We start from the raw sequence: 19,145 nt of genomic DNA, 5'->3' as shown, positions 1-19,145 counted from the left end.
TCGACACCTCACACCTCCAGGACGAGGGTCTCGCCCTCGGCGGCCCGGGACACGCACGGCAGCAGCAGGCCGGCGGCCCGCTGCTCGGCGGTCAGTCGGCGGTCGCGGTGCTCGGGCGTCCCGGCGGCGACCTTGAGCACGCAGGTGCCGCAGAAGCCCTGCTGGCACGAGTACGGCAGTTCCGGGCGCACCTCGCGGGCGACGTCCAGCGCGGAGCGGTCCGCCGGGACGGTCAGCGTCTCGTCGCCGACCCGGATCCGGAACGGGCGCCCGTCCAGGATCGGCGCGGCCCCGAACCGTTCGAAGTGCAGCGAGACGGCGGGCGAGGCGGGCAGCGCGCGCTGCACGGCCAGCAGCATCGGCGCCGGGCCGCACACGTACGCGGCCGCGCCCCGGGGCGCGTGCGCGAGCAGCTCGGCGGCGTCCGGCAGGCCGTGCTCGTCGTCGGTGCGGACGGTCACCCGGGCCGGGTCGAGGGCGGCCAGTTCGGTGGTAAACGGGAGCGCCGCGGCGGTCCGGCCGGTGTGCACCAGGTGCCAGTCGACGCCCGCGTGCTGGGCGGCCCGGGCCATCGGCAGCAGCGGCGTGATGCCGATGCCGCCGGCCAGGAACAGCACCTTCTCCTCGCCGCAGAACGCGAAGCCGTTGCGCGGCCGGCGCACCCGCAGCCGCACCCCGACGTGCAGTTCGTCGTGGATCTCCACCGATCCGCCGCCGCCGTCCGCGATCCGGCGCACCGCGACCCGGTAGGCGTGCCGGTCGGCCGGGTCCCCGCACAACGAGTAGTGGCGCTCGCGCCCCGACGGCAGCGTCAGCACGATCCGCGCCCCCGGCTGCCAGGCCGGCAGCATCCCGCCGGACGGGTCGGCCAGCCGCAGCTCCACCACGTCCTCGGCGACCACCCGGTGCGACACCACCACCAGGTACAGCGGCGGCACCGGCCGGGCCTCCGCCCGCCGCGGACTCCGCCGCAGCCCTGGACTCCCCAGCGCGGGGCTGTACCAGTCGCCGAAGGCGGTCAGCCGGGCGAAGAAACGGTCGGCCCGTGGGCGTCCGTACAGGTCGGGGGGCGGGGTTTCGAGATCCATGGCGGGTGCGGGCTCCAGGGTGGAGTGGAGGGTGGATGGTTGCGAAAGCAGGGGCGCGGGGGTGCGAAAGCAAGTGGGGTGGAGGGTTGCGAAAGCAGGGGCGCGGGGAACTGCGCGCAGGGGAACGGCAAGCGGGCGAGGTCCGTGGACGGAGGGCCGGTGGCAGGTGGGCGGAGCCGCTGGGGGTGGCACGCTCCGCAGGGGGCCGCGACCAGGATTCGGGCGCTCAAGGCATTCGGATCTTTCCGAAGTCCCGTTCCCCTTCGCGCAGTTCCCCGCGCCCCTGGCTTCGCAGCCGCTCGCGCCCCAGCCTCCCGGGCTGCGCCAGCACCTCTCGGGAGCCCTCAGCGAGTGGCGGCAGCCTGCGCGGCCGGGGATTTGGCGAGGTAGGCGAGGGCCTGGGAGGAGCTGCCTTCGCGGGTGGGGTGGTAGCCGGGGCCGAAGTACCTGGCGGCGGAGCGCAGGAAGCGGGCGGGTTCGGGGAGGAGGCCGCGGCGGGCGGCGCGCTGGGCGTCGCGCCAGGTGGGGGCGAGGCGGCCGTCCAGGGTGGGGTCGGCGGCGAGCATGAAGCGGGTGCCGCGGATCCAGAGGTGGACCAGGAGCGGGCCGGAGACGAACATGCCGCGGATGCGGCGCAGGTATCCGGGGTCGAGGTGGCGCATCAGGTCGTAGGCGACGCTGCGGTGTTCGACTTCTTCGGCGCCGTGCCAGCGCAGCAGGTCGAGCATGGTGGGGTCGGCCTTGGCGCGGTCGAGGCCGGGCGAGTTGAGGGCCCAGTTGCCGAGGAAGGCGGTGAAGTGCTCGATCGCGGCGACGAAGGCGACGCGTTCGATGATGTTCTCGCGGCGCCGGCGGGCGGTCAGGCCGGGCTTGTCGCCGAGGACGCGGTGGAAGAGCCAGCTGATCTGCCGGACGTAGGGGCGCGGGTCGAGGCCCTGGCCGAGCAGGTGGTCGAGGACTTCCTGGTGGGCCTCGGCGTGGATGGCCTCCTGCCCGATGAAGCCGAGCACCTCTTCGCGCAGTTGTTCGTCGCGGATCAGCGGCAGCGCTTCCTTGAAGACCTTGACGAACCACCGCTCGCCCTCGGGCAGCAGCAGGTGCAGCACGTTGATGGTGTGGGTGGCCATCGGCTCGTCGGGGATCCAGTGCAGGGGCAGCTCGGACCAGTCGAAGTGCACGTCGCGCGGTTCGAGCACCAGGCTGTCGTGCACGGTGACGGGCGGGGTGGGGCGGGGCATGGGTGCCTCCTGACACGCGGCGGACGAGGGGGCGGACCGGGGCGGGGGGCCCGGCGGGCACACCGGCAAACTACTCGCGGGTAGCGGGTCGGACAAGGGTTTCGACCACTCTTATCAACATCGAGTCTAATAAGCCGCCCGATCGGGTGACACCACTCGCCGCGAACCCGCTTGTCCTGCCGCCCCGCGAACCGTCAGGCTGGACCCCATGCCCGGTCAGCACAGACGCAAACGCAGACAGGAAGCGGCACAACGGCGCCAGGCCGCGCGGTACGAGGGCTGGCAGTGGCACCCGCTGTACTCGACGCAGGACTACGCCGAGTTCACGGCGTACTTCCGCCGGCTGCGGGCCGAACGCACCTACGAAGAGGAACGCCTGCGGCTGGACACGTTCTGCGGGCGGCTCACCCACCCGACGACCTACCGGATCAGCGTGCTGATGCCGCCCGACGCCCCGCCGCCGCCACCGGAGACCCCGTGACCGACTCGCCCACCCCCCTCGTCCGCGCGCTGATCGCGCACCCGGTGCTGGCCGCCCCCGCCTACCCGGCGCCGGACCACGCGCCCACCGGCCCGGCCGAGCTGTTCACCGCCTGGCTGCTGGACGCGCTGGCCGCAGGCGTCCCGGACGCGCAGGTGCTGACGCTGGCCACGGTGGACGCCGAGGGGCGCCCGGACGCCCGGGTGCTCGTCCTGCGGGACGTCGAACTCCCCGCCGCGGCCTGGCACTTCTGGACCGAACCCGACTCCCCCAAGGCCCGCCAGTTCGCCGCCCGCCCGGACGCCGCGCTGACCGTCTACTGGCCGGCCCGGGGCCGCCAGGTCCGCCTGCGCGGCCCGGTCCGCCCCTCCCCCGGCTGCGCCACCCCCTCGCCCGACCTGCGCTGCTACGCCCTGCACGCCGCCGAGGCCGAGTTCTGGCAGGCCGCCCCGGACCGGCACCACCTGCGCCGCCGCCACACCCGCACCGCCACCGGCTGGACGGACACCGGCTGGACCGACACCCGGCTGCCGGCTGCCGGCTAGCTGAACAGCAGCCGCCGCAGCCAGTCCCGGCGGGCCGCGAGTGCCGTCCGGCTGACGGCGGCTCCGGGGGCCAGGGTGTCGAAGCCGTGCGGGGCGCCGGGCCAGACGTGCAGTTCGGCGTGGGCGCCGCTGCGCCACAGGGTGTCGGCGTAGGCGGTGACCTCGTCGCGGAAGGTCTCGGCGGAGCCGACCTCCAGGTAGGCGGGCGGCAGGCCGGAGAGGTCGTGGGCCCGGGCGGGGGCGGCGTGCGGCGGGAGGTCGGGGGTGCCGTGCAGCGGGCCGAGGGCGGCCTGCCAGGCGGTGGTGTTGGAGACGGCGTCCCAGGTGTCGTGCCCGGCGGCCTGCCGGGCGGAGGCGGTGGCGCCCCGATCGTCCAGCATCGGGCTGAGCAGCAGTTGGCCGGCCGGCACCGGCCCGCCCTCGTCGCGCAGCAGCAGGGCGAGTGCGGCGGCCAGGCCGCCGCCGGCGCTCTTGCCGGCCAGCACGATCCGGTCCGGGTCGATCCGCAGCCGTCCGGCGTGCGCGGCCGCCCAGCGCAGGGCGGTGCGGCAGGCGTGCAGCGGGGCGGGGTAGCGGGCGGCGGGGGCGAGCGGGTACTCGACGGAGAGCACGGCCAGGCCGAGCGGCTCGGCCAGCTCGCGCAGCACCCGCGGCAGGACGGCGTGCGCGTTGCCGCCGATCAGCCCGCCGCCGTGCAGGTAGAGCAGGGCCGGGAGCACCCCGGTCGCCGCGGCCGGGCGGCCGTGGACGACCGGGACGCCGTCGGCGTCGTGCCCGGCGGCCTCGAACCGTCCGCCGTCGGCGAGTTGTCGCAGGGTCGGGCGGGGCCGCCGGGCGGCGTCGTGCCGCTGCCACTGCGTCAGGTTCTCGGGCGTCAGCGGGGCGGGCACGCCGCCCCGGGCGGCCAGCGCGGCGGCCAGCTCCGCGTCCAGGTGGGGCTTGTGCACGGGGCTCAGACCATCGGGGGGTAGGGCTCGGGCACGGCGTCCGCGGGCAGCAGGTCGAGGACGGCGGCGAGGGTGGCCGCGAGGCCGTCCACCTCGCGGACCTCCCGGCGGCCCTCGCCGTGGCGGATCTCGTAGCGGTCGCCGCCGCGCGCGCCGACCATCGGGAGGTCGCGGCAGAGCGGCCGTTCGGCCCGGCGGCTGAACGTCACCCAGAACATCGACATGCCCGGGGAGAGCGCCCGCAGCCGCGGTTCGGCGTGGGCGGCCTCGATGAACGCGTGCAGTTCGGCGGCGTGCCGGAGCCGGATCCGGGAGGCCCGCAGCTGCGCCCAGCGGGCCGGGACGGGGTCGCCGCACTCGTACGCCTCGGCGAGGCTCCCGACCTCCAGGAAGGGCCACCGGTCGGTGAGTTCGCGCACCGGAACCGGCCGCAGCCACTGCTCCACCGCCCCGGCGGCCGCCGCCAGGTCGTCGGTGGTGCCGCCGGCCATGTGGATCGTCCGGGCCCAGCACAGGACCCGGAAGCCGCGTTCCCCGGCGACCGCCACCACCGACACCCCCCGCTCGCCCGCCTCGGCCCGCACCGAGTCCGGGTAGCGGTCGGGCGTGTCCGGCGGCAGGGCCGTCCCGAGCGCGGCGCGCAGAGATCCGGCCCGCACCAGGTCGGGGTAGTGGCGGGCGTGGTCGGTCGCCGGGTCCTCGGTCATGCGGTCGAGTATGCGCGAAGTGCGGGCCGCCCGCGGCGGATTCACCGGGGCGGCCGCGCGGGAGCGGTCAGCGCAGGACCGCGAGCTGCCCGGTGGCGCGGGTCATCGCCACGTAGCGGTCGACGGCGCCCTCGATGCCGTCGCCGAACGCCTCCGGGTCGACGATCACCACCAGGTCGAACTCCAGGCCCTTGACCAGTTCGGGACTGAGCGAGCGGACCCGGCCCCCGCCGGGGAAGGACGGGTCGCCGATCACGCAGGCGGTGCCCTCGGGGTGCTCGGCCAGCCAGGCGTCCAGCAGCGCGTCGCGTTCGGCGCGGGCGCCGTGGTGGACGGGCAGGCCGCTGCGCCGGATCGAGGTGGGGACGTTGGCGTCGGGCAGGGCGGCCCGGATCACCGGCTCGGCCTCGGCCATCACCTCTTCCGGGGTGCGGTAGTTGACGGTCAGCGAGGTGAGGGTGACCCGGTCCAGGCCGGCCCGCTCCAGGCGTTCGGTCCACGACTCGGTGAAGCCGTGTCGGGCCTGGGCCCGGTCGCCGACGATGGTGAAGGAGCGGGACGGGCAGCGGGCGATCAGCATCTGCCACTCGGCGTCGGTGAGTTCCTGCGCCTCGTCCACCACGATGTGCGCGAACGGCCCGGCCAGCAGGTCGGGGTCGACGGGTTCGGCCTCGGTGTGGTCGATCAGCGCCTCGCGCAGGTCGGCGCCGCGCAGCATGGCGACCGCGCCCTCGCTGTCGTAGTCGGCGTTCAGCAGGTGGTCGACCACGCCGTCCATCATCTCGCGCTCGGCGGCCAGCCGGGCCCGGTGGGCGCGCTGGCGGCGGTCGGCGTCGGTGTCGCCGAGGCGGCGGCGGGCGGCGTCCAGCAGCGGCAGGTCGGCGAGCGTCCAGGCGGCGGGGTCGGTGCGCTGCAGGGTGCGGATCTCCTCGCGGCTCAGCCAGGGCGCGCACAGCCGCAGGTAGGCGGGGACGGTCCACAGGTCGCCGACCAGGTCGGTGGGCTCCAGGATCGGCCAGGCGCGGCGCAGCGCGCCGAGCAGTTCGGGGTCGCGGCGCAGTTCGCGGCGGAGCACCTCGGGCGAGATGCCGTCCTCCTCGTCGTCGAAGGAGTCGGCGTTCTTGTCGAGCAGGATGGTGATCAGCTCGTCCAGGATCTGCTGCCGGGCCTCGTTGTGCGGGACGCCGGGGCCGGGGGCGGCGAACGCCTCGGACCAGTCCTCCGGGTCGATCCACAGCTCGTACCACTCGGTGGAGAGCTTGCGGCCCTCGGCGGGCGGCTCCTCGTAGACGGCGACGGCCTTCTCGATCGCGTGCACCATCCCGGCGGCGGCCTTCAACCGGGCCACCTCGGGGTCGGGTTCGGGGGCGACGGCGGCCCCCTCGGGCAGCAGGTCGCGCAGCGTGCAGGTCTGCACGCCCTCCTCGCCGAGGCTGGGCAGCACGTCGGCGACGTACGCCAGGTACGGCTGGTGCGGGCCGACGAACAGGACCCGGCCCTTGCGGTGGCCCAGGCGCGGGTCGGAGTACAGCAGGTGGGCGGTGCGGTGCAGGGCGACCACGGTCTTGCCGGTGCCGGGGCCGCCGTCGACCACCAGGGCGCCGCGCGAGCCGGCCCGGATGATGGCGTCCTGGTCGGCCTGGATGGTGGCCAGCACGTCGCGCATCCGCGCGGAGCGGGAGCTGCCGAGGCTGGCGATGAACGCGGACTGGTCGTCGAGGGCGGCGTGGCCCTCCAGGCCGTCGGCGGTGAACACCTCGTCCCAGTAGTCGCCGACCCGGCCGCGCTGCCAGCGGTAGCGGCGGCGGCTGGCCAGGCCCATCGGGTTGGCGTGGGTGGCGGCGAAGAAGGGTTCGGCGGCGGGCGAGCGCCAGTCGACCAGCAGGCGGCGGCCGTCGGCGTCGGCGAGACCGAGGCGGCCGATGTAGACCGGCTCGGGGTCGTCGGCGCGGACGATCCGGCCCAGGCACAGGTCGTGGCCGAAGCGGCTCAGGGTGCGCAGCCGGGCGGAGAGTTGGTGCACCTCGTTGTCGCGGTCCATCGCGGCCTGCCCGGCCCCGCCGGGGCTGCGGCGCACCTGTTCGAGGCGCGCGGTCAGCTCCGCGGTGTCCCGGCTCAGGGTGTCGGCGACCTCGGCGAAGTGCCGGTCGTCGGCGGCGATCAGGGCCGGGTCCGCCTTGGCGGCGAGCCGCTCGGGCAGGTCGAAGGCGCTGGTCGTCGGCTGGTTCATGGGTGGTGACTCCGATCCGCTGCCGGGTGGGCCGCGCTCCGTCCGCGTGCTGCTCGCGGTCTGCCCCGTCTGTGCTGTTCGCGCGGGTTCCCCGGTTCAGATCAGCGATTGTGCGGCATCGAGGGGGCCTTGCGGCAAGGCCCCCCTTGCGGTATAAGTTTGATAACGGCAGGAGAGCTTCGGCTCCCTGCCTTTCGTGCGTCCGGGGCCGGTCGCCCGGCGCCGTCCTTCCGCCGGGGTCCGGGCACCGTACCGGGTGTTCGGGCAGCTCGGAGCACCTGGCATGCTGAGCGCGCCGTCCGGGGGGCCGCGCGGCACGGAGCAGGAGGTGGGCGGGAGATGACCGCGACGACGGAGCCCGGGAGTTCGGACGGGGAGGCCGGAGCCGCCGGGAAGGCCGGAGCCGCCGGGGAGGCCGCGGCGGCCGACGCGGAGGAGCGGTTCGAGACCTGGCGGGACCTGATCACCCTGACCAGGGAGTGCGACGCCAGCACCCCGCACACCGACGGGTTCTCGGCCGGCCTGCGGCGGCTGGAACTCGGCCCGGTGACCTTCCTCGGCACCTCCTTCCCGTCCTCCCGGTTCCGGCGCACCGCCGCCCGGGTGCGCTCCTCCGACCCGTCGGTCTTCCACCTCACCCTGCTGCTCAACGGGGCGCTGGACCTGTCCGGCCCGCACGGCAGCGGGTTCGCCTCCGGGGCCGGCGACCTCAGCGTGCTCGACAGCTCCCGCCCCTACGACCTGCGGGCCTTCGGCGCCCGGAGCGCCGGCTCGCCCCGGCCCCGGGTCGACGCCCTCGGCCTCGACTTCCCGCGCGCGCTGCTGCCGATACCGCCGGACCGGCTGCGCCGCCTGCTCGCCCGCAGCTACCGGCCGCAGGGCGGCACCGGCGCGCTGCTGGCCGACTTCCTGCACAGCCTGGACCGGCAGGCCGAGCGGATCCCGCCCGCCACCGCGGAGCGGCTCGGCCCGGTCCTGGTCGACCTGGTCGCCGCCTGGCTGGCCGAGGAGTCGGAGACCACCGACACTCTGGCGCCCACCGCCCGGCGGCGCGCCCTGGTCGAGCACGTCCGGGCCTTCGTCCGGCGCAACCTGCACGACCCCGCGCTGACCCCCACCGTGATCGCCGCGGCGCACCACGTCTCGGTCAGCTACCTGCACCGGGTCTTCACCGAGGAGAACGGCGGCGAGAGCATCGCCGCCTGGATCCGCCGCCGGCGCCTGGAGCAGGCCCACCGCGACCTCGCCGACCCGGCGCTGCGCGCCGTCCCCGTCCACGCCCTGGCCGCGCGCTGCGGCATCCCGCGCCCCGACGACTTCAGCCGGGCCTTCCGCGCCGCGTACGGGCTCTCCCCCCGCGACCACCGCCGGCAGGCCCTGAGCGGACCCGGGTAGGCGCGGCGCCGACCCGCCGGGGTCAGGCCGCCGCTGCCGCCAGGGCGGCGCGGGCGGCGGCGGTGCCGTGGTGGTCCGGTCCGAAGTGTTCCGTCCAGTCGGCGAGCGCGGCGGTGAGCGTGGCCCCGCCCCGGCCCTGGCGGGTCTCGGCGGTGCCGAGGGCGGTGCGCAGTTCCAGAGTGCGGTGGCTGGGGCGGTCGCCGGGCGGGCAGAGCGCGAGGGCGTCGCGGGCGGCGCGTTCGGCGGCGGCCGGGTCGCCCTCGGCGAGGTGCAGGGTGGCGGCGGCCAGGCCGAGCGCGGAGCGGTCGGCGTCGGGCAGGGCGGGCAGCCGGTCGGCGAGGGACAGCGCGGTGTCCAGTTCCGTGCGGGCCGCACCGGTGCGGCCCCGGCCGAGCAGCGCGCGCACCAGGTTGACGTGCAGGATCAGCGCGAACGCGTCGTCGGCGGGGTTCGCCGCCTGCGCCCGGTGCAGGAGTTCCTCGGCGTCGGCGTGCCGGCCGCGCAGGGCGAGGCTGAGCGCCAGGCTGTTGTTGGCCGAGACCCTGGTCCAGGTGGCGTCGGGTTCGGGGGCCCGGGTGGACTCGTCCTTGAGCCGGGCGGCGCCGTGTTCGACCGCCTCGTGCTCGCCCAGGTAGGTGAGTTGGGCCAGCCGGTTGCTCTCGGCCAGCAGGGCGAAGGACGACCGCTCCCGGCGGCCGGCGGCCGCGAGCCCGGCGTACTGCTCGGCCGCCTCCCGGTGCCGGCCCAGGTCGGCCAGCAGGGCCGCGTTCGCGCGCCGGGCCTGCACGGCGGGGGCGAACGAGGCGTCCACCGCCAGGGCGCGGCCGATCTCCTCGACCGCCTCCGGGTAGCGTCCCTCGCTGCGCAGCAGGGAGGTGAGCGCGGTGCGCAGCAGCGCTTCCGCGTCGGGCTCCGGGCCGTCGGCGGCCAGTGCGGCGCGCAGTTCGCGCTCCGCCTCCGCCGTGCGGTCCTGGTCGCGCAGTGCGCGGCTCACCGTGACGAGCGCGCCCGCGGTCTGCGCCGCTCCGGGGCCGGCCGCCCGGCCGTACAGTTCGGCGGCCTGCCGGGCGAGGCGCTCGGCCTCGGCGGACCCGCCGCCCCTCTCGGCCCGGTGGGCCTGCTCCAGCAGTTCGGCGGCCTGCTGGAGCTTGCGGCCCGTGAACAGCCTCATCCTCGTCCTCCCCTTCGATCGGCGGTGATCGTAGCGGGGCGGGCGGGCGGCGGGGTTCAGCGGGTGGCGGGGTTCAGCGGGTGGTGGGGCGGCCCAGGTAGGTGAGCGGGCCGGGGTCGGAGACGGGGAGGGGGTGGAAGCCGAGGCGGTCGTAGAAGGCGCGGGCGGCGGTGTTGGCGGTGACCATGCCGAGGTGGACCTTCGGGACGCCCTTGGCGGCCAGGGCGTCGAGCAGGGTGTGCATCAACTGCCGTCCGTGGCCCGCCCGCTGGTGGCTGGGGAGCAGGTCGATGTGCAGGTGGGCGGGGTGGTCGGCGAGTTCGGGCAGCAGGAGCCGCTCGGGGGTGTGCAGCAGGTGGACCATCACCTCGCTGGGGGTGGCCGGTTCGCCGGTCGGCGGCGGGTAGCGGTCGGTGACGGTGGGCAGCCACTCGTCGCGGAAGCGCCGCACGAACGTCGGGGTGTCGGCGGTGGCGAGCACGTAGCCGACGGCGCGGCCGGTGCCGTCGTCCAGGACGAACGCCAGGTCCGGTTCGAGGACGGCGTAGGGGGCGGCGAAGATGGTCGGCAGCAGGTCGTGGTCGGGGTAGGTCTGCCGGGAGTCGCCGCCGAGTTCGCCGGTGCGCACGCAGATGTCGTACAGCGCGGCCCGGTCGGCGGGCCGGTACGGGCGGACGGCGGGCCGTCGGGGATGGTCGCTCATCCCCGGCATCCTTCCTTCGAACGCGCTGTTCGACAAGCGGGTTGACGGGTGGTCAGACCGCCATCGCCAGCATCAGCGGCGTCGCCCGGGCGGCCAGCAGTTCGGCGGCCTCGCGCAGCCGGTGGGCCTGGGCGACCGGCAGCGAGGTGGCCAGGCAGCCGACGGTGCTGCCGGCCACGATCGGGACGGCCGCGCAGACCGTGTCCATCGAGTACTCCTGGAGGTCCAGCACCGGGACGGTGGCGGGCTGCCGGTCGAGCCGGTGCAGCAGGCGGTCGGTCTCGGTGATGGTGCGCGCGGTCAGCCGGGCGGCCGGGTGCCGGGCGAGGTGGTCGAGCCGGGCGTCGTGGTCGAGTTGGGCGAGCAGGCACTTGCCGATCGCGGAGGCGTGCGCGGTGGCCCGGAAGTCCGCCCACTCGTGCACGGCGGGGGCCTGCTCGTCCGCGCAGACCGCCTCGACCGAGAGTTCGCCGTCGTGGTAGCGGCTGAAGTAGACGGCCGCGCCGAGCTCCTCGCGCAGTTCCTCCAGCCGGTGGTGCAGCCGGGCCCGGACCATCGGTTCCCGGTGCTGGGTGCCGAGCAGGGTGAACGCGCCGCCGAGCGCCCAGCTGCCGTCCAGCCCGACCAGGTACCCTTCGGTCTCCAACTCCTCGGCCAGCAGGCGCACTTGCTCCTGCGGCAGGGTCAGTTCCCGGGCCAGTTCGGCCAGCGTCGCGCCGTCCGGGCGGCGGTCGACCGCCTCCAGCAGCCGCAGCGCCCGCCGCAGCGTCCCGAACGGCCCGCCGCCGGGGCCGCCCGATCCGAGCAACCCGTCCTCCCGGCCCCTGCTCGCCGTCGACATGGCTCCGCCCCCTCCGTCGCCGGTCCCGCCTCCCGTCCAGCGTAGCCAGCCCACCGCGTCCGCACCGTCCCCTCACCGGATATTCGCCCCGGCGGAGGGCCGCGCCCTTGACACGCATATGCCGGACCGGCCCCGGCGCACCACGCGCGCCGGGGCCGGTCCCGAGAGGGGGTGACGGGGCGTCAGTCCTCCTGGGCGGAGCGGAGCTCGGCGACCGCGGCGGCGAGGCGGCTGCCGTAGTCGGGGTCGGCGGCGTGGAAGTGGGCGAGGTTCTTCTCGACCACGTCGTCGCGGCCGACCTGGGCGAGCGAGCCGGCCAGGTTGGCGATCAGCCGGGACTTCTCGCCCTCCGTCATCAGCCGGTAGAGCTCGCCGGCCTGGAAGAAGTCGTCGTCCTTGCTGTGCGCGGGGGTGGTGTAGGTGCCGGTGTGGCCGGTGAGCGGCTGCGGGGCGTGCAGCGGCTCGTCGGTCTGGGCGGGGCCGCCGTACGAGTTGGGCTCGTAGTTCTTGCCGCGGCCGTTCGGGTTGAGCGCGGCGTAGCCGTCCTGGCCGTAGTTGGCGGCCTCGGCGGCGCGCGGGGCGTTGACCGGCAGCTGGGTGTGGTTGACGCCGAGCCGGTAGCGCTGGGCGTCGGCGTAGGCGAACAGGCGGCCCTGGAGCATCTTGTCGGGCGAGGGGCCGATGCCGGGGACGAAGTTGTTCGGCGAGAACGCGGCCTGCTCGACCTCGGCGAACACGTTCTCCGGGTTGCGGTTGAGCACCAGCCGGCCGACCTTGACCAGCGGGTAGTCGGCGTGCGGCCACACCTTGGTCAGGTCGAACGGGTTGAACCGGTAGTCCGCGGCGTCCTCGACCGGCATCAGCTGCACGTACAGCGTCCAGGACGGGAACACCCCGCGCTCGATCGCCTGGTGCAGGTCGCGCTGGTGGCTGTCGGCGTCGCCGCCCGCGGTCTCGGCGGCCTGGGCGGCGTCCAGCGAGCGGACGCCCTGGTTGGTCTTGAAGTGGTACTTCACCCAGTGCGCCCGGCCCTCGGCGTTGACCCACTGGTAGGTGTGCGAGCCGTAGCCGTTCATGTGCCGGTAGGAGGCCGGGATGCCGCGGTCGCCGAACAGCCAGGTGATCTGGTGGGTGGAGGCCGGCGAGTGCGCCCAGAAGTCCCAGACGTTGTCGGGCTCCTGGATGCCGGTGTACGGGTCGCGCTTCTGCGAGTGGATGAAGTCCGGGAACTTGATCGGGTCCTTGATGAAGAACACCGGGGTGTTGTTGCCGACCAGGTCGTAGTTGCCCTGCTCGGTGTAGAACTTCACCGCGAAGCCGCGCGGGTCGCGCACCGCGTCGCTGGCGCCGAGCGCACCCGCCACGGTGGAGAAGCGCAGGAACAGCTCGGTGCGCTTGCCGACCTGCGAGAGGAACGCGGCCCGGGTGTACTGCGAGACCTCGTCGGTCACCTCGAAGTACCCGTACGCGCCCGACCCGCGGGCGTGCACCACCCGCTCCGGGATCCGCTCGCGGTTGAACCGGGCCAGCTTCTCCAGCAGGTGCTGGTCCTGCACCAGCAGCGGGCCGTACTCGCCGGCCGAGGCGCTGTTCTGGTTGTCGGCGACGGGCGCGCCGGACTCGGTGCTGAGGGTTTTGGGCATGGGTGATCCTTCTCGGGCGTGCAGAGAACAGGAGGAGTGCGGGGGTGGTGGCGCGCTGACGGCTCGCGGAGGGTGGCGTGCCGTCAGCGCGCGGGGTGACGCGCCGTCAGTGCGCGTACAGCGGCCGGACGGCCGTCGCGTCGGCGAGCGGGCGGGCCTCGGCGAGGTCCTCGGCGAGGCCGGCCGCGGCGAGCGCCGCGCGGGCCTCCCCGCGGGGAGCGCGTTGAACCAGCGCAGCGCGAGGGCGTCCTGGCCGGCGGGGGTGAGGCGGCCGGTGAGGCGCAGGCGGGCGAGGCCGCCGTCGGGGTAGACGTTGATCCGGACGTGGGTGACGGGGGTGCCCGCGGGGAGCCGGAAGCGGTGGCGGGTGTCGGGCTGCAGGCGGGTGCGCGGCAGCAGGACGGTCTCCTTCTCCCCGTCGGTGCCGACGAGTTCGGCCCAGCCGGGGGCGTTGGCGACGAAGCAGGAGGTGTCCACCTCCGCCGCCAGGACCTCGCCGCCCCCGGCCAGGGCCACTCGCACCCAGTCGTTGGCCTTGTCGCGCCGACGCCGGGTCTCCCAGCCGTCGCCCATGACGGAGGCGCGGCCGGGAGCGTTCAGGTTGTGCGGGGAGGAGAAGTAGCGGTCCGAGGCGGCCTCGGCGACGCCGCCGTACTCCTGGGCGGCCAGGTCGAAGGTGAGGCCGGCCAGGTCGCGCGGGTCGGGCAGCACCTCGCCGTGCACCCGCAGCCGGGCGACGCCGCCGTCGGGCCAGATGTTCAGGCGGACGTGGGTCCAGCGGGTCGGGTCGTCGACCGGGAACAGGTGCGCGGTGTCGCCCTTGAGCGCGGTGCGCGGGACCAGGTCGGTCCACTCGGCGGCGGCCAGCTCCTCGGGCGAGGGGTGGCCGGGTACGGACGCGGCCTGCACGGACGCGGTCTCGGGGTAGTTGCCGGTGAAGTGCGCGGTGTCGACGACCACGCCGCGGATCCGGCCCGCGACGCCGAGTCGGACGACCGCCCAGTCGTGGTCCTCGTCGGTGGGGTGCGGCTGCTCGGCGCTCGCGCCGCGGCGGCGGCGGGACTCCCAGCCGTCCATGATCTGGCCCTTGTGGCCGAAGGTGTGCGGGCGGAACTCGGCGGGCTGGGCGACCAGCAGGTTCTCGGCGTCCGCGAAGGTGTCCTCGTTGGTGGCGACCACGCCCGCGCCGAGCAGCCGGGAGGCCAGGTCGACCAGCTCGGTGAACGGCGCGTTCGAGGTCAGGTCAGTACTCAACTGGTGCTCCTTCTATCGGCGTTGGACTGTCAGGGTCGGGTGATCTGGCGGCCGTGCGGGGCGCCGTCGGGGTCGACGGTCCGTCCGCGCAGCCAGGTGTGCCGGACCAGACCGGTGAGGGTGCGGCCCGCGTAGGGGGTGACCGGGTTCTTGTGGTGGAGGCGCTCGGCGCGGACGGTGAGTTCGCCGTCCGGGTCGAAGGCCACCAGGTCGGCGTCGTACCCGGGCGCGATGGCGCCCTTGGTGCCGGTCAGGCCGACCAGTGCGGCGGGTCCGGCGGCCATCCAGCGGACCACGTCCGCCAGGGTGTGGCCGCGGCGGCGGGCCTCGGTCCAGACGGCGGGCAGGCCGAGCTGGAGCGAGGCGATGCCGCCCCAGGCGGCGGCGAAGTCGCCGCTGCCGCCGTGCCGGGTGAGGAGTTTGAGGTCGGGGGTGGAGGGCGAGTGGTCGGAGACCACGGCGGTGAACTCGCCGTCCGCGAGGGCCTGCCAGAGCAGGTCGCGGTTGGACTCGTCGCGGATCGGCGGGCAGCACTTGAAGGCGGTGTCCCCGTCGGGGACCTCCTCGGCGGCCAGCGTCAGGTAGTGCGGGCAGGTCTCGGCGGTGACGTCGACGCCGTCGGCGCGGGCCTGCCGCAGCAGCGGCAGCACGGCGGCGGAGGAGACGTGCAGGACGTGCACCCGGGCGCCGGTGCGGCGGGCGGCGGCCAGCAGGGCGGCGACCGCGGCGGCCTCGGCGCCGTCCGGGCGGGAGGCCAGGAAGTCGCGGTAGTGGGTGCCGGGGACCTGCGGGGCGGCGGCCAGCACCGCCGGGTCCTCGGCGTGGATGATCGCCAGCGCGCCGATCCGGGCCTGCTCGGCGAGCGCCGCCTCCAGGTCGGCGGGGGTGGCCAGGTGCGGGAACTCGTCCACCCCGGACGGGGCGAGGAAGGACTTGAAGCCGAACACGCCGGCGCGGTGCAGGGGTTCGAGGTCGGCGGTGTTGCCGGGGACGGCGCCGCCCCAGAAGCCCAGGTCGACCCAGGTCTGGCCGTCGGCGGTCTTCCGCTTGGCGGCCAGGCCCTCGACCGTGGTGGTCGGCGGGATCGAGTTGAGCGGCATGTCGACGATCGTGGTGACGCCGCCGGCCGCGGCGGCCCTGGTCGCGGAGGCGAAGCCCTCCCAGTCGGTGCGGCCGGGCTCGTTGACGTGCACGTGGGTGTCGACCAGGCCGGGCAGCAGCGCGGTGTCGCCGAGGTCGGTGAGCTGCCGGTCGCCGGCGAGCAGGGTGCCGTGCGGGGCGACCTGCTCGATCTTTCCGGCCCGCAGCAGCACGTCGGCGGGGCGCTCGCCGTCCGGCAGGACCACCCGCCGGGAGCGGATCACCGCGGTGTCGCCGATGGGCATGAGGGGACCTCCGAGCGTCGTGAACAGCGAGGGTGGGTCGAAGGAGTGGTGGGAGCCTAGGCTCGCCTTCAACAAAACGTCAATGTGTGAACGTACGAGAATTCAACAAACCGTCAGGCCAGCAGCGCGACCGCCAGCCGCTCCCCCGCGAGCTCCGCGAGCTCGCCCGCCCGGGCCATCGACTCCGCCGGATCGCCCGCCAGGTCGGCCAGCGCCAGCGCCGACACGAAGCCCGCCGCCCGCCACTCCCGCTCCGCCAGCTCCAGCCGCCCGGCCACCGCGGCCACCGGCACCCCGGCCCGGGCCGCCGCCTCGGCCACCCCCGCCGGGGCCTTGCCGTGCAGGGTCTGCTCGTCCAGGCAGCCCTCGCCGGTCACCACCAGGCGCGCCCCGCGCACCGCCCGCTCGAAGCCCAGCAGCTCCAGCAGCAGCTCGATGCCGGGCCGCATGGCCGCCCCCAGCAGCGCCAGCGCGGCGAAACCCACCCCGCCGGCCGCGCCCGCGCCCGCCGCACCGCGGACCTCACGGCCCGTCAGGTCGGCGACCGCGTCCGCCCAGCGGGTCAGCCCCTCCTCCAGCACCACCAGGTCGGCGGCGTCCGCGCCCTTCTGCGGGCCGTACACGGCGGCCGCGCCGCGCGGGCCGAGCAGCGGGTTGTCCACGTCGCACGCGACGATCACCTCCACCCCGCGCAGCCGCTCCGCGAGCGGGCCCGGCTCCACCCGGGCCAGCCGGCGCAGCGCGGCCCCGCCGGGCGGCAGCGGGGCGCCGTCCGCGTCGTACAGCTCGACGCCCAGCGCCTGCACCATGCCCGCACCGCCGTCGGTGCAGGCGCTGCCGCCCAGGCCCAGCACCACCCGGGTCGCCCCGAGCGAGACCGCCTTGGCGATCAGCTGGCCCACCCCGTACGAGCCCGCCGCCAGCGGCGCGGTCCGGCCGCCGGGCAGCCGGGCCAGGCCGGAGGACTGCGCCAACTCGACCACCGCGGTCTCGCCCTTCACGGCCAGCCCCGCGACCACCGGCAGGCCGGTCGGCCCGGCGACCTTCACCTCGACCCGGGAGAAGCCCGCCGCGAGCGCCGCCGCGAGCGTCCCCTCGCCGCCGTCGGCCACCGGCAGCTCCCGCACCTCGAGGCCGGGCACCGCCCGCCGGATCCCGGCGGCGATCCGCGCGGCGACCTCGGCGCCCTCCAGCGACCCCTTGAACTTGTCGGGGGCGACGACCACATGACCTCGCACGGCGGACCGGCCTTTCACGGGGAGGAACTGTCAGGGAGCTGGGGGATGCGGGAGCGGGGCCCGGGACGGCCGGCGGTTCGCCACCCGGCCCCGAGACGGCCGGCGGTTCGGCGCCGGGCCCCGGGGCGGCCGGCGGTTCGCCACCGGGCCCCGAGACGGCCGGCGGTTCGCCACCGGGCCCCGAGACGGCCGGCGGTTCGGCGCCGGTGCGCGCCGTCCCCCGAACCCCTGGTGAGGAGTCTCCCTCCCCGCCGACCTCCCGTCCCGCTTCCGACGTGCGGGAGGCTCCCCTCGGCGGGGAGGGGGTGGTGCCCCCCTGGCGACGCGGGCGCGACCGGACAGGTACACGCCGCCAGGGGGAGTCGGTTGTCGGGCCTGCGGCGGCCCGGCCTCCAGCGGCCGGGCCCCCGTTGCCGGCCCGTCGGTTACTTGACCTCGCGGCCGGAGAGCCGCTCGACGCCGCGCAGCAGGGCGGAGTGGTCGAGCGAGCCGTCGCCGTTGGCGCGGGCGGAGGCGACGAGCTGGGCGGCGACCGCGCCGAGCGGGAGCGCGGCGCCGACGGCGCGGGCGGCGTCGGTGACGATGCCCATGTCCTTGTGGTGGAGGTCGATCCGGAAGCCGGGGGCGAACTCGCGGGCGAGCATGTTGCCCTTCTTGCGGTTCAGCACGGTGGAGCCGGCCAGTCCGCCGCCGAGCACGTCGAGGGCGGCGGCGAGGTCGACGCCGGCGTTCTCCAGGAACACCACGGCCTCGGCCAGCACCTGGATGTTGACGGCGACGATCAGCTGGTTGGCGGCCTTGACGGTCTGGCCGGCGCCGGCCGGGCCGACGTGCACGACGGTGGTGCCGAGCGCGTCGAACAGCGGCTTCGCCTCGGCGAAGTCGGCGGCCTCACCACCGACCATGATGGAGAGCACGGCCTCGACCGCACCGGCCTCGCCGCCGGAGACGGGGGCGTCCAGGGTGCGGACGCCGCGGGCCCTGGCGGCGGCCTCGACCTTGATCGAGGTCTGCGGGGTGATGCTGGACATGTCGATGACCAGGGTGCCGGCCTTGACGTTCTCCAGGACGCCGCCCTCGCCGAGGACGGCCTGCTCGACGTGCGGGTCGGCGGGGACCATGGTGATGACGACCTCGGCGTCGGCGACGGCCTCGGCGATCGAGGCGGCACCGTGGCCGCCGGCCGCGACCAGGGCGTCGATGGGCTCCTGGGTGAGGTTGTAGCCGGTGACGTGGTGGCCGGCCTTGACCAGGTTGACGGCCATGGGCTTGCCCATGATGCCGAGGCCGATGAAGGCGATCTTGCGGCTCATCGCGTGCGGGTCCTTACGTGTGAGGGTCTTGAGGGGAAAGGAGAGCTCGGCGCCCGGGGTTCAGCGCGGGGCTCAGCGCGCGGCGCGCAGTTCGCGCGGCAGCCAGTCGAAGCTCTCGGCGCTGACGCCGCCGGCCGGGCGGTACTCGAGGCCGATGCGGCCCCGGTAGCCGGCCGCGGTGAGGCGGGCGAACAGGTCCTCGAAGTCGAGTTCGCCGGTGCCGGGTTCGTTGCGGCCGGGGGTGTCGGCGATCTGCACGTGGCCGATCCGGTCGGCGTACGCGTCGATGACGGCGGCCGGGTCCTCGCCGTTGCGGGCGAGGTGGTAGAGGTCGCAGAGGAACTTGGCGTTGCCGAGGCCGGTGGCGGCGTTGACCTTGTCGACGACGTCGACCGCGGCGGCGGCGGTGACCAGCGGGTAGTCCGGGGACTCCGCCTTGTTGAGGGTCTCGACCAGCAGGACCGCGCCGACGGAGTGGGCGGCCCGGGCGGCGAGGGCGAGGTTCTCCAGCGCGAGGGCGTCCTGTTCGGCGGGGTCGGCGTCGGGGACGCGGTTGCCGTAGAGGGCGTTGAGCGCGCCGGTGCCGAGGCGTTCGGCGAGGGCGGTGGCGACCGGGATGTTCTCCCGGAAGCGCTCGCTCTCGGCCGGGACGGAGAGCGTGCCGCGGGCGCCGCGGGTCAGGTCGTCGACGAAGTTGAGGCCGGTGAGCTGGACGCCGGCGGTCTCGAACGCGCTTGCCAGGGCGTCGAGTTCGGCGTTGCCGGGGGCGTGGTCCTCGCCGAACGGCCACCAGAGCTCGGCGGCGGTGAAGCCGGCCGCGGCCGCGGCGGCGGGCCGCTCCAGCAGCGGCAGTTCGCCGAACAGGATGGACAGGTTGACCGTGAAGCGGTGCTGGGCGGCAGCGGTCACGTCGTTCACCTCAATCGCTCTCTCGCCGGGCGGCGCCCGCCGGGCAACTTCCACGAT

At 75.5% G+C, this 19,145-nt stretch carries 16 protein-coding genes and 1 pseudogene; 3 read left to right on the top strand and 14 right to left on the bottom strand.

Annotation, left to right across the window (positions count from 1 at the left end; genetic code table 11):
* Positions 1–8: 8 nt before the first annotated feature.
* Positions 9–1,088, bottom strand: coding sequence for a PDR/VanB family oxidoreductase (locus OU787_RS29155; RefSeq protein ID WP_268661151.1), 1,080 nt, complete (start codon positions 1,086–1,088; stop codon positions 9–11).
* Between the two features lie 344 nt (positions 1,089–1,432).
* The gene (locus OU787_RS29150; protein ID WP_030464451.1) at positions 1,433–2,326 is read right to left on the bottom strand and encodes a metal-dependent hydrolase; all 894 of its coding nucleotides are present in this window, start codon (positions 2,324–2,326) and stop codon (positions 1,433–1,435) included.
* Between the two features lie 208 nt (positions 2,327–2,534).
* On the opposite strand from OU787_RS29150, the gene OU787_RS29145 reads away from it, so the two are divergent.
* Both OU787_RS29145 and OU787_RS29140 read left to right on the top strand, forming a co-directional pair.
* Positions 2,535–2,807, top strand: coding sequence for a hypothetical protein (locus OU787_RS29145; RefSeq protein ID WP_268661150.1), 273 nt, complete (start codon positions 2,535–2,537; stop codon positions 2,805–2,807).
* A complete protein-coding gene (locus OU787_RS29140; RefSeq protein WP_051817010.1) occupies positions 2,804–3,352 on the top strand; it encodes a pyridoxamine 5'-phosphate oxidase family protein in 549 nt (182 codons plus the stop codon). The genes OU787_RS29145 and OU787_RS29140 overlap by 4 nt, the downstream gene beginning before the upstream one ends.
* Here OU787_RS29140 and OU787_RS29135 read toward each other — a convergent pair.
* The 3 genes from OU787_RS29135 to helR form a co-directional block, all read right to left on the bottom strand.
* The gene (locus OU787_RS29135) at positions 3,349–4,299 is read right to left on the bottom strand and encodes an alpha/beta hydrolase (protein ID WP_232794980.1); all 951 of its coding nucleotides are present in this window, start codon (positions 4,297–4,299) and stop codon (positions 3,349–3,351) included. The two genes, OU787_RS29140 and OU787_RS29135, sit on opposite strands and share 4 nt — an antisense overlap.
* 5 nt (positions 4,300–4,304) lie before the next feature.
* Positions 4,305–5,006, bottom strand: a complete 702-nt coding sequence (locus tag OU787_RS29130) for a DUF6193 family natural product biosynthesis protein (protein WP_268661149.1) — start codon at positions 5,004–5,006, stop codon at positions 4,305–4,307.
* Between the two features lie 67 nt (positions 5,007–5,073).
* Complete coding sequence (gene helR, locus OU787_RS29125) at positions 5,074–7,236, bottom strand: RNA polymerase recycling motor ATPase HelR (RefSeq protein WP_268661148.1); 2,163 nt, start codon at positions 7,234–7,236, stop codon at positions 5,074–5,076.
* A 339-nt stretch (positions 7,237–7,575) separates the two neighbouring features.
* Here helR and OU787_RS29120 point away from each other — a divergent pair, with 339 nt between their 5' ends.
* A complete protein-coding gene (locus OU787_RS29120) occupies positions 7,576–8,631 on the top strand; it encodes a helix-turn-helix domain-containing protein (RefSeq protein ID WP_268661147.1) in 1,056 nt (351 codons plus the stop codon).
* A 22-nt stretch (positions 8,632–8,653) separates the two neighbouring features.
* Here OU787_RS29120 and OU787_RS29115 read toward each other — a convergent pair whose 3' ends face one another.
* From OU787_RS29115 to OU787_RS29075, 9 genes and pseudogenes are all read right to left on the bottom strand, one after another.
* Entirely contained in the window at positions 8,654–9,802 is a 1,149-nt protein-coding gene (locus OU787_RS29115) for a hypothetical protein (RefSeq protein ID WP_268661146.1), read from the bottom strand.
* 73 nt (positions 9,803–9,875) lie between these two features.
* A complete protein-coding gene (locus tag OU787_RS29110) occupies positions 9,876–10,505 on the bottom strand; it encodes a GNAT family N-acetyltransferase (protein WP_268661145.1) in 630 nt (209 codons plus the stop codon).
* A 52-nt stretch (positions 10,506–10,557) separates the two neighbouring features.
* Positions 10,558–11,346 carry an IclR family transcriptional regulator gene (locus OU787_RS29105; protein WP_268661144.1) on the bottom strand — a complete coding sequence of 263 codons (789 nt, stop codon included), beginning with the start codon at positions 11,344–11,346 and terminating at the stop codon, positions 10,558–10,560.
* Positions 11,347–11,528: 182 nt separating this feature from the next.
* Entirely contained in the window at positions 11,529–12,989 is a 1,461-nt protein-coding gene (locus OU787_RS29100) for a catalase (RefSeq protein ID WP_268661944.1), read from the bottom strand.
* Between the two features lie 327 nt (positions 12,990–13,316).
* Positions 13,317–14,168: pseudogene (alc, locus tag OU787_RS29095) on the bottom strand (allantoicase); the annotation flags it as partial.
* Between the two features lie 104 nt (positions 14,169–14,272).
* Positions 14,273–15,628, bottom strand: a complete 1,356-nt coding sequence (allB, locus tag OU787_RS29090; RefSeq protein ID WP_030460523.1) for an allantoinase AllB — start codon at positions 15,626–15,628, stop codon at positions 14,273–14,275.
* Between the two features lie 113 nt (positions 15,629–15,741).
* Positions 15,742–16,866, bottom strand: coding sequence for a glycerate kinase (locus tag OU787_RS29085; RefSeq protein ID WP_268661143.1), 1,125 nt, complete (start codon positions 16,864–16,866; stop codon positions 15,742–15,744).
* A gap of 425 nt (positions 16,867–17,291) precedes the next feature.
* Positions 17,292–18,179, bottom strand: a complete 888-nt coding sequence (locus OU787_RS29080; protein ID WP_030460521.1) for a 2-hydroxy-3-oxopropionate reductase — start codon at positions 18,177–18,179, stop codon at positions 17,292–17,294.
* Positions 18,180–18,251: 72 nt separating this feature from the next.
* Positions 18,252–19,097 (bottom strand): TIM barrel protein, encoded by an 846-nt coding sequence (locus OU787_RS29075; protein ID WP_030460520.1) that lies wholly within the window; start codon positions 19,095–19,097, stop codon positions 18,252–18,254.
* Between the last annotated feature and the right edge of the window lie 48 nt (positions 19,098–19,145).

It is taken from the genome of Kitasatospora sp. YST-16 (assembly GCF_026802215.1).
GTDB lineage: Bacteria > Actinomycetota > Actinomycetes > Streptomycetales > Streptomycetaceae > Kitasatospora > Kitasatospora cineracea.
Note: the sequence above shows the minus strand (reverse complement) of the source record. Positions and strands in the feature narration are given on the sequence as shown.

Coding starts and splice junctions, on each gene's coding strand:
- OU787_RS29155 (WP_268661151.1), bottom strand. CDS start 1,088: ATGGATCTCGAAACCCCGCCCCCCGACCTGTACGGACGCCCACGGGCC.
- OU787_RS29150 (WP_030464451.1), bottom strand. CDS start 2,326: ATGCCCCGCCCCACCCCGCCCGTCACCGTGCACGACAGCCTGGTGCTC.
- OU787_RS29145 (WP_268661150.1), top strand. CDS start 2,535: ATGCCCGGTCAGCACAGACGCAAACGCAGACAGGAAGCGGCACAACGG.
- OU787_RS29130 (WP_268661149.1), bottom strand. CDS start 5,006: ATGACCGAGGACCCGGCGACCGACCACGCCCGCCACTACCCCGACCTG.
- helR (WP_268661148.1), bottom strand. CDS start 7,236: ATGAACCAGCCGACGACCAGCGCCTTCGACCTGCCCGAGCGGCTCGCC.
- OU787_RS29120 (WP_268661147.1), top strand. CDS start 7,576: ATGACCGCGACGACGGAGCCCGGGAGTTCGGACGGGGAGGCCGGAGCC.
- OU787_RS29115 (WP_268661146.1), bottom strand. CDS start 9,802: ATGAGGCTGTTCACGGGCCGCAAGCTCCAGCAGGCCGCCGAACTGCTG.
- OU787_RS29110 (WP_268661145.1), bottom strand. CDS start 10,505: ATGAGCGACCATCCCCGACGGCCCGCCGTCCGCCCGTACCGGCCCGCC.
- OU787_RS29105 (WP_268661144.1), bottom strand. CDS start 11,346: ATGTCGACGGCGAGCAGGGGCCGGGAGGACGGGTTGCTCGGATCGGGC.
- OU787_RS29100 (WP_268661944.1), bottom strand. CDS start 12,989: ATGCCCAAAACCCTCAGCACCGAGTCCGGCGCGCCCGTCGCCGACAAC.
- allB (WP_030460523.1), bottom strand. CDS start 15,628: ATGCCCATCGGCGACACCGCGGTGATCCGCTCCCGGCGGGTGGTCCTG.
- OU787_RS29080 (WP_030460521.1), bottom strand. CDS start 18,179: ATGAGCCGCAAGATCGCCTTCATCGGCCTCGGCATCATGGGCAAGCCC.